At 60.8% G+C, this 9,225-nt stretch carries 9 protein-coding genes and 1 pseudogene; 1 reads left to right on the top strand and 9 read right to left on the bottom strand.

Annotated elements, in window-relative coordinates; all coding sequences use genetic code 11:
* From ABEA58_RS13815 to ABEA58_RS13805, 3 genes and pseudogenes are all read right to left on the bottom strand, one after another.
* Nucleotides 1–113: pseudogene (locus tag ABEA58_RS13815) on the bottom strand (IS5/IS1182 family transposase); the annotation flags it as partial.
* A gap of 311 nt (nt 114–424) precedes the next feature.
* Nucleotides 425–1,186 carry an SDR family oxidoreductase gene (locus ABEA58_RS13810; protein ID WP_345552413.1) on the bottom strand — a complete coding sequence of 254 codons (762 nt, stop codon included), beginning with the start codon at nt 1,184–1,186 and terminating at the stop codon, nt 425–427.
* Nucleotides 1,187–1,211: 25 nt separating this feature from the next.
* Complete coding sequence (locus ABEA58_RS13805; RefSeq protein WP_345552411.1) at nt 1,212–2,165, bottom strand: DUF481 domain-containing protein; 954 nt, start codon at nt 2,163–2,165, stop codon at nt 1,212–1,214.
* A 359-nt stretch (nt 2,166–2,524) separates the two neighbouring features.
* Here ABEA58_RS13805 and ABEA58_RS13800 point away from each other — a divergent pair, with 359 nt between their 5' ends.
* On the top strand, nt 2,525–2,860 hold the full coding sequence (locus ABEA58_RS13800) for an MGMT family protein (RefSeq protein ID WP_345552409.1): 336 nt from the start codon (nt 2,525–2,527) through the stop codon (nt 2,858–2,860).
* 61 nt (nt 2,861–2,921) lie between these two features.
* Here the strand turns inward: ABEA58_RS13800 and ABEA58_RS13795 are convergent, their stop codons facing one another.
* From ABEA58_RS13795 to ampD, 6 genes are all read right to left on the bottom strand, one after another.
* Entirely contained in the window at nt 2,922–4,256 is a 1,335-nt protein-coding gene (locus ABEA58_RS13795; protein WP_345552407.1) for an AmpG family muropeptide MFS transporter, read from the bottom strand.
* Nucleotides 4,257–4,310: 54 nt separating this feature from the next.
* Nucleotides 4,311–4,913: a YbhB/YbcL family Raf kinase inhibitor-like protein gene (locus ABEA58_RS13790; protein WP_345552405.1), complete on the bottom strand. Its 603-nt coding sequence runs from the start codon at nt 4,911–4,913 to the stop codon at nt 4,311–4,313.
* Nucleotides 4,910–5,902, bottom strand: coding sequence for a threonine ammonia-lyase (locus ABEA58_RS13785; RefSeq protein ID WP_345552403.1), 993 nt, complete (start codon nt 5,900–5,902; stop codon nt 4,910–4,912). Before ABEA58_RS13785 ends, ABEA58_RS13790 begins: the two co-directional genes overlap by 4 nt.
* Before the next feature lie 99 nt (nt 5,903–6,001).
* Nucleotides 6,002–7,405, bottom strand: coding sequence for an aldehyde dehydrogenase family protein (locus ABEA58_RS13780; RefSeq protein WP_345552401.1), 1,404 nt, complete (start codon nt 7,403–7,405; stop codon nt 6,002–6,004).
* A 257-nt stretch (nt 7,406–7,662) separates the two neighbouring features.
* A complete protein-coding gene (ampE, locus tag ABEA58_RS13775; RefSeq protein ID WP_345552399.1) occupies nt 7,663–8,535 on the bottom strand; it encodes a regulatory signaling modulator protein AmpE in 873 nt (290 codons plus the stop codon).
* Nucleotides 8,536–8,603: 68 nt separating this feature from the next.
* Nucleotides 8,604–9,206: a 1,6-anhydro-N-acetylmuramyl-L-alanine amidase AmpD gene (gene ampD, locus ABEA58_RS13770; protein WP_345552397.1), complete on the bottom strand. Its 603-nt coding sequence runs from the start codon at nt 9,204–9,206 to the stop codon at nt 8,604–8,606.
* Between the last annotated feature and the right edge of the window lie 19 nt (nt 9,207–9,225).

Here is a 9,225-nt window from a genome sequence, read left to right as displayed (position 1 = left end):
CGCTCCAGCTTTTCCCAGGGGATCAGCCTGTCCATCCTTTCCAGAAATTTTTCCCGCCGGGTTTTTCGTTTCTTGCCTGCATATTCAGCTTCAGCGAAGGTCAGCTGGGTCATTTTCTAGGTTCCCGATTGGAAAACTGTATTTTGCCAGAAATGGGCTATTTTTCAGAGTTGCCCTAGAACGCAGAGGCCCGACGGCCAGGGAAAAAGCCACACGAGACATAAAGGTTGTAGAAATTGCGAAATGGTGAATTTGTAGAAATGAAAAAAGCGGCAAAGTGGATGGCTGCGCTTGAGAGCCGGGCAGGGGAAAGGAAATAGAGAAATAGAGAAATAAAGAGATAAAAAGGTGAACCGACTGTGCAGCTTTTTCTGAGCAGGACTCTGTTTGGGGCGAGCCGCCGCTGCTCAGGGGGAGCGGCCGCTCAGATTCTGGCGCCGCCGTCGATATCCAGCACGCGCCCGGTGACAAAATCGTTCTCGAGGATAAAGGCGACGGTCGAGGCGATCTCCTCCTGCTCGCCGAGGCGACGCAGCGGCACCTGCTTGACCAGGCTGTCGAGAATTTCCGGGCGCATCTGCGCCACCATATCGGTGCCGATAAAGCCCGGGGCAATGGCGGCCACACGGATACCGTAGCGCGACAGTTCGCGGGCCCAGGTGACCGTCATGGCGGCGACCCCGGCCTTGCTGGCGGAGTAATTGGTCTGGCCCATATTGCCGGCGCGGGACAGGCTGGAAATATTCACTATCACACCGCCCTGCCCGCTCTCGGCCATCATCGCCGCTGCGGCGCGACCGCATAGAAAAACACCGGTCAGGTTCACATCGATCACCGACTGCCACTGTGCAAGCGACATGCGATCGGTCACCTTGCCCTCTTTCACCTTCAGCAGCAGACCGTCGCGCATAATGCCGGCATTGTTCACCAGCGCGTGCAGGCCCTGGAAGTCCTCCGCCACTCTGGCAAAAACGCTATCCACTTCCTCCTCGCTGGCCACGTTGACCCGGTAGCTGCGAGCCTCGGCTCCCCTTGCCGCGCACAGGGCCACGGATTCGCGCAAACCCTCTTCATTGATATCCAGCAGCGCCAGGCGCGCGCCCCGCTCGGCCAGATAAATCGCCATGGCGCGCCCCAGGCCCTGGCCTGCGCCGGTGATGGCGATGACTTTCTGTGCAATGTTCACGATCTGCCTCTCTGCGGGTTTTCCGTCACCACTGGTAGCCGACACCGACCGTCAGTTTAGTATCTTCCTTCTCACTGCCCAGAGAGGGGGTATTGTCATACAACCAGTGATGGGCGATTTCCATCAGGACGCCCTTCACAAGCGGGGTGCGCACGCCAACTTGAGCGCTGGTCTGGTAGTCATCACTGTTGTTCATGGACTGCAGCAATTCATGGTCAAAGTAGACCTCGGGGCCCAGATCGAACTTGTAGCGGTAGTTCAGGGCGCTGCGACCAGCCGCATAGTGGCGATCCTGATCCTGGCTCAGCGCCGCGTCGATAAACGCTTCCTGCAGGCTGCTCACACCGCCCTGCAGGGACAGGGTGGCCTTGTCCGTGTCGAAGAACAGGTAACCGAGACCGAGACCATAGGTGGTCCCCAGATCGAGGTTGCGCGCCTCTTCGCGCTCGATGGCGGTGTTGGCCGCGGCAAACCATTTCTCGGCGAAAATCCAGCGCAGGTTGTAAGCCAGCTGGTAGCGTTCCAGGGAATCCACCTCGGGGCCGTTATCGCTCTGGTACAGGGCGCTGATCAGGTGGTGAAAGTCGCCAGTGCGCACATCCAGATTGACATTGAGATCCAGGTCCTGCCGCTCCCGGTTGCCGCTCTCGAAAACGCCTCCGGCATTGACGTTGCCATGAAAAACCACCGGATTGCCGACGAAGTTCACATAGGGTTCGGCGCGGTCAATGGCGGGAAAGTCCATCACCCAACCCTCGCCTTCTTCGCAGTAGAGTTCCCACTGTTCGCGGCGGTGACCGGCCAGTGCACAGGGCCCCTCGCGCCCGGCAATTTTCAGGTCGACATCGGTATCCAGTGAGAGCACTTTAGACTTCTCCACCCGGATCTCACCGAAATTCTCTGACTTCCAGACAACATGATCCCTTTCAACGAGCACCAGACTGCCATAGACGCGGTCGCCGTTATTCAGAGTCAGCACACCGGCATACCCTGGCATCGTGACAAGAATCAGGCTTGAAAGGCTGAGGGACAGGAAAAAGCGTACAACTGGATGCACAGGGTAACCTTGCTTTTATCTGGGGGTTATCGACCGCGATGAACACACGGCGCACTTATATAGGGCAATAATGCCACACTCCCGCCGGCTCTTGCAGGGGCAGCGCGCTCACAGCAGGGTGCGTTTGGCAAACGAGCCTGCGCAAACGGACACACGGCATTTTCAAGAGGTGGAAGGTGGAAGGTGGAAGGTGGAAGGTGGAAGGTGGAAGGTGGAAGGTGGAAGGTGGAAGGTGGAAGGTGGAAGGTGGAAGGTGGAAGGTGGAAGGTGGAAGGAAAAAGATGACCAGAAATACCTCAGCGGACAATACCGAGCCGGCCAGCCCCATGCTCACGGCCATTTGCCAGGTGCTGGCTCGCATCCCCACAGGCCAGGTCATCACTTACGGAGATCTTGCCGCCATGGCGGGCTACCCGCGGGCGGCCCGCCGTGTCGGCCAGTTACTGCGCCAGCTGCCCGCCAATACTACCCTGCCCTGGCACCGGGTCATCAACGCCCAGGGACGGATTTCAGTGCCGGAACCTGCGGCCTCGCAGCAGCGGCAGCGGCTGCAGCAGGAAGGCGTCATCACCCTGGCAGGGCGTATTGATCTGGCCCGCTACCAGTGGCGGCCCTAGCTGCAAAACGTTTGCAGCCTTCAAAACTTCTGCAGCGCCTCAGTGCCCGCTCCGCCGGGAGTCAATCAGCCCGTTTTGGTGCCACGCCCCCCATCTCCGGGTGTTCCGAGGCCTCTGTACCCGTTTCGAGTTCCGGGTCTTTGCGCCAGGGCGCCACAAAAAACAGCAATAACATTCCCGGTATCGCCAACAGCGCACACAGCAGGTAGAAGTTGGTCCAGCCCATCGCCTCAACCAGGTAACCGGTTGAGGCATTGGCGAAAGTGCGCGGTAGGGAAGTCAGAGCGGTAAAGAGCGCAAGCTGCGTCGCCGTATGCAGTTTGCTGGTGGTGCGGGCGATAAATGCCAGGAAGGCCGCCGTGCCCAACCCCACACCGAGATATTCAAAAGCAATCACAATCGCCAGCAGCAACAGGCTCGGTTCAAACCCCGGGGTGCCCACTCTGTCGGCATTGGCCTCGGAGAGAATCATAAAGCCAAAGATCGACACAACCTGGATCACGCCAAAAATCCACAGGCATTTGTTGATACCAATACGCACCATCAGCAGGCCGCCCAGGAAGCCGCCGATCACCGCCGGCCACAGGCCGGCATTCTTGGCCACGATACCGATGTCCGTGTTGCTGTAGCCCATGTCCAGGTAGTAGGGGGTGGCCAGCGCCGTGGCCATATTGTCGCCGAGTTTGTACAGGAACATGAACGCCAACACCATTAGCGCATGGTTAACCCCGTTGCGATTAAAGAACTCCACAAAGGGCAGCACTATCGCATCGCTCAGGCTTTTGGGCCGACTGCCGGGGTGGCGCGGCTCATTCACCAGCAGGGTCAGCAGTATGCCAACCAGCATAAAACCAGCGGTGATCAGAAAGACCTGATCCCAGGGCAAATGGTCGGACAGGATCAGGCTCAGGGAACCCGGAATAAGTCCGGAAATACGGTACGCATTGGCATGGAAGGAGTTACCCAGACCGAGCTCACGGTCCGGCAGGATTTCCCGCCGGAAGGCATCGAGAACGATGTCCTGGCTGGCACTGAAAAAAGCCACCGCAAAACAGAGCGCGGCGATCGTCCAGATATTGAAACCTGGATCGAACAGGCCGAGGGTGCCAATAAACAGCATCAGAAGAATCTGGCTGATCAGCATCCAGCCCCGCCGGCGTCCGAGCACTGGCAGCCGGTAGCGCTCCATAAACGGAGACCAGAGGAATTTCCAGGTATACGGAAAGCCGATCAGCGAGAACAGCCCGATAGTGGCGAGGCTGACGTTTTCAGATCGCAGCCACGCCGGCACCAGCTGGATCAGGACATACAGCGGCAGGCCTGAGGCAAAGCCCGTGCCGATACAAATCAGCATGCGCCGATTAAATATGGCTTCCCGGACTGTTTCCTGAGTCATTTTACTTCCTTCTTATTGTTTTATTCTCTGGCGGGCAAGGCGCAGAGGGGGCAATCAACGGCCCCAGGTCACTTCCAGCTCGGCTTCCGCCAGTTTATTGGCATTGACGTTGAAGCCCACCATCGCCGGCGAGGCCATCTCATCCAGCGGCAGCTGTTCCACACCGAGGGCAAAAATACGGAACTGGTAGCGGTGATCCCCGTGCCCCTTGGGTGGACAGGCGCCGCCATAGCCCAGCACGCCGAGATCATTGCGCGCCTGGATCGCTTCGGGAATCAGGCCGTTTTTCGGCTCCCCGGCGCCCGCAGGCAGGCTGTTCACGTCGGCGGGGATATTGAATACCACCCAGTGCCACCAGCCGCTGCCGGTGGGGGCGTCGGGGTCATAGGCCATCAGGGCAAAACTCTTGGTGCCTTCCGGCGCGCCGCTCCAGCTCAGTGCCGGAGAAATATTCTCACCCCCACAGGCGTTGGCGACCTGCTCCATCGGCATCCGCCCGCCGGCATTGAGGGTCTCCGAAGTGAGGGTAAATTCCTGGGCTGAGGACATGGCAGCGGTCACGGTCAGTGTAAGGGCAGCCACCAGTCTAGCAGTCCAGCCCGCCCCCAGAATACGCGCTGCGCGCGGGCTTAAGCTTGTCATTACAGTTTTGCTCATACGATCTTCTCCCTACTGCTGAACAGGGAGCAGGCCCTGTCCAGATCCATATTGCCGCCAGTCAGAACGACGGCGACCTGTTTATTGCGAAAGCGCGCGCTGTGTTCAAGCACCGCCGCCAACCCGACCGCAGCGGAGGGCTCCACCAGCTGTTTGGTGCGCGTCCACAGCAACTCCATGGCCTCTACGATACCGGCTTCAGAGACGGTAACGATATCCCGAACCGTCTGCCGGATCACGGCGAAGTTGCGCTGACCTAGTGTGGTGCGCAGGCCATCGGCCATGGTGTTCGGCTGCTGACTGGTGATCAGATGACCGCTGCGCAGCGAACGCTGGGCGTCATCGGCTCCAGCGGGCTCGGCGCCGAGAACCATCACCCCCGGGTCCAGCGCCGCCATGGCGAGGCCAATCCCCGCCAGCAGGCCACCGCCACCGACCGGGGCGATCACGATATCCGGGTTAAACCCGGCCTCGCGACACTGCTGCATGATCTCCAGCGCCACAGTGCCCTGGCCGGCGATGATGCGCCGATCATCGAAGGGGGGCACCACATGGGCACTGGTTTCCGCCACCAGCCTTGCCAAGGCCGCCTCGCGATCAGCGAGGCTCGGGCCACAGAGGACAATCTCGGCCCCGTAACTCGCCACAGCAACACGCTTCGCCAGCGGCGCCGTTTCCGGCATCACGACCCGACACCCCAGCCCCGCGCGGGCGGCCGCCCAGGCCAGGGCCGCGCCGTGATTACCGGAGGAGTGCGTCGCCACCAGATTCGTTCCCTCGGGCAGCCGCGCCAGGGCATTGCAGGCGCCCCGCGCCTTGAAGGCACCCACCTTTTGCAGGTGTTCACATTTGAAGTGGAGGCTGGCGCCGCTCAGGGCATCCAGCTGGCGGCTGTGCATCAGCGGGGTGGTGTGCACCTGCCCGGCGATGGTCTGGGCGGCGGAAAAAACATCCGCACTGACAGGCAGGTCAAGTTGTTCATCGGACATCAGGCGGGGTACACCTTTACAGGAAAATCAACCGGGTATTGAGCGGAAAATCAAAAGCCCGACCGCACGGGCCGGGCCTTATGGGTTGCCGGAGGCGACTCAGCGCAACCAGCGCAGCAGCTTGAACTTGGCGTCGGTGAAAGGGGCGTAGCGCACGCTCAGGTCGAGAATATTCTTGCGCTTCATGACCGCCTTGTAGTGACTGAAGGTCTTAAACCCGTGCTCACCGTGGTAGGCCCCCATACCGCTGGCACCAACACCACCGAAGGGCAGATCGTGTACGGCCATAAACATCATGCAGTCGTTCACGCAGGCGTTGCCCGAGCTGCAACGGCTGAGTATGCGGTCAGCGGTGGCCTCGTCGCGGGTAAATACGTACAGCGCCAGCGGCTTGTCTCGGTCGTTGACGAACTCCTCCACGCGACTGAAATCCTCCAGCTCCACCACCGGCAGAATAGGCCCGAAGATTTCTTCCTGCATCACCGCGGTCTCGAGGCCGGCTCCCCGCAGCAGGGTCGGCGCAATATAGCGGTTGGCGGGATCGGACTCGCCGCCCCACAACACTTCTCCGTCCTGCAGGTAGGCCGCCAGGCGCTGCGCATGTCGCTCATTGACGATACGCCCGAAATCGGAAGATTCGCGGGGGTTGTCACCGAACATCTCGCGCACGGAATTTTGAATCGCCGGCAGCAGCCGCTCGGCGGTGGCACGGGTACACAACAGGTAATCGGGGGCGATACAGGTCTGGCCGGCGTTGGTGAACTTGGCCCAGGCGATGCGCCGGGCGGCCACTTCGATATCGGCATCATCGGCGACAATGCAGGGGCTTTTGCCTCCGAGCTCGAGGGTTACCGGCGTGAGGTATCTGGCCGCCGCCGACATGACGATGCGCCCCACCCGGCCACCGCCGGTATAAAGGATGTGATCCCATTGCTGCTCCAGTAACGCGGAGGTCTCATCCACCGCACCCTCGACACAGACGAAGGCATCGCTGTCCAGGTAGCGCGGCAGCAGCTCCGCGATCAAAGCCGAGGTTGCCGGTGACAGCTCCGATGGTTTGACCACCGCGCAGTTGCCCGCGGCAATCGCCGGCACCAGGGGGGACAGGGACAGCTGCAGAGGATAGTTCCAGGCGCCGATGATCAGCACCACCCCTAAAGGCTCCGGCTGGATATAGCTTTTGCCGGGCTGGGCCGCGAGGGGGGTGGATACCCGCCGCGAGCGGGTCCAGCTTTTCAGATGCTTCAGCGTGTGATCGATATCGCCGGTCACCGCGGAGACTTCGGTCATGAAGCTTTCCAACGGCGCCTTGTGCAGATCGCTCTTCAGGGCAGCGAAAAAACGCTGTTCATTTTCCGTCAGCAACTTGCGCAGCTGGCTCAGCTGCCGCCGCCGCCAGTTCAGATCAGCGGTGGTGCCACTGCGGAAATAGGTGCGCAGCCCCGCCACCAGACCGGGGGCATTGAACTGTGTGCCATCGCTGGTGTCTTGCTCGGTGGCCATCTGGGGCTCCAAGGTTGGTGCATCCATGAGTCAGTCTCGCCTCGTGTTTATTCTTGCTTTTCCCTTTACTGCTCTTCTATCGCTGTTCCCTACAGGGAGCACTACCCGCCAAGCACAATGAGGCGGATGCAATGCTACCTGCGCAATATCTTGCCGCACTGGCAACAAGTCAACCTCGCGGTTGCAACAGTATTCCAAAGCTGGCGCCAGTTCACTGGTCAAGGGCGATACCGATCGCCGGGCGCGAACGATAGCCATCAGTAGCCGAACAGCACCACCAGCGCCATCAATGTGATCCAGAACAGCAGCGCCCGCGACAGCAGCGCCTGCAGCCCCTCAAGTTGCGCCCCGCAGGCCCGCTGGGCCTCCGCCACCTCAACGCCGGCGCTGCATTCACTGGCGTCGATACCACCGAGTGCTCCCTCGAGGTACGCCTCGAGAAGCTCGTCTGTACCGCGCTCGCGACACGTCAGGCACTGGCGCCAGGCGCGGTAGGCACCGCCAAAGTTACCGACAATGGCGAAGCTGAATCCCATCAAGCGCACCGGCAACCATTCGAGTAACCACAGCCAGCGGGCCGCCATGGCGTTGTCGCGCCCCTCGCCCTCTGCGTAGAGCGCGCTCAAGCGGAACAGCAGCGCACCGGGGATGCCGAGCAGGATAAACCAGAAGAGCACGGCAAACAGTCGCTCGAAGGCGCAGTAAGCGGCTCCGCGAAAAACCTGCTCATGCAGTTTTTGCGGCGAAGCGCTCTCTTCCTCGTGGGGAGGTAACAGCGGTGCCGCGGCTGCGCGAGCCGCCGCCACATCGCCCTGGTACCAGTAGCGCAGATAATTGGAAACCATTTCGTTGAAATTGCCGCGCCCGAGGCAGTAGAGCAGTAGCGGCACACCCGCCAGCAGCAGCCCGAGCCAGCCCAGCATCTCCTCCGCCAGCACCATAATCACCGCGGCCAGCAGGGCCGGCGGCAAAATCGCCGCCCCCAGCATCAGGCCCGGATTTTGCTGCAGAGTAGAAATTCCCGCCAAACGCTGGCGCCAGAAACGGAACCAGTCATCCCGGTGCACCGGCGCGCCGGAGCCCCAGAGCTGCACCAACGCCAGGGCAATCAACACAATGAGCAGAGCCATAGTTATTCTCGATGGGAACAAGACAGGCAACAGAATACCGCTAGCCGGCCGGCGGAAAAACCCTCGGCTTACCTCGCATCCTCAGGTCGCTGCCCGCGAACACCATCCAGCGCCCGGTAGAAACGCTGCCAGAGAAATCCAGGGCCCGGGTCCAGCTTGCGTCCCGGAGCAATATCGGAGTGCCCGGTGATGGTATCGGGGCCTACGCCCGGATACGCCGCCATAATGGCCGCTGCGACCTCGGCCAGCACACTGTACTGCGCATCGGTGTAGGTGTCGGTGTCGATCCCTTCCAACTCGATGCCAATGGAAAAGTCGTTGCAGTTGCTGCGCCCGCAAAACTCCGACTGCCCTGCATGCCAGGCACGGCGGTCAAACGGCACATACTGGGTCACCACGCCCTCGCGGTCGATGAGCAGATGCGCCGAAACCTGCAGGGCACCGATCTCCTCGAAATAGGGGTGGGCACTGGTATCGAGATGCCCCTGAAAAAAATCATCGATATAGGGGCCGCCGTACTGCCCCGGCGGCAGGCTGATACTGTGAATGACCAGCAGATCGATAGCGGCCCCATCGGGCCGGTCGTTGCAGTGCGGGCTGGGCACGCGGCGGGCACCGCTGAGCCAGCCATTTTCCACCTGATATTGCATATTGCTGCGCTCGACCTCCATGGTGATTGGGGTTTTGTAG

It is taken from the genome of Microbulbifer aestuariivivens, assembly GCF_039545115.1.
GTDB classification, from domain to species: Bacteria; Pseudomonadota; Gammaproteobacteria; order Pseudomonadales; family Cellvibrionaceae; genus Microbulbifer; species Microbulbifer aestuariivivens.
This window is presented reverse-complemented; position numbering and strand designations above follow the sequence as displayed.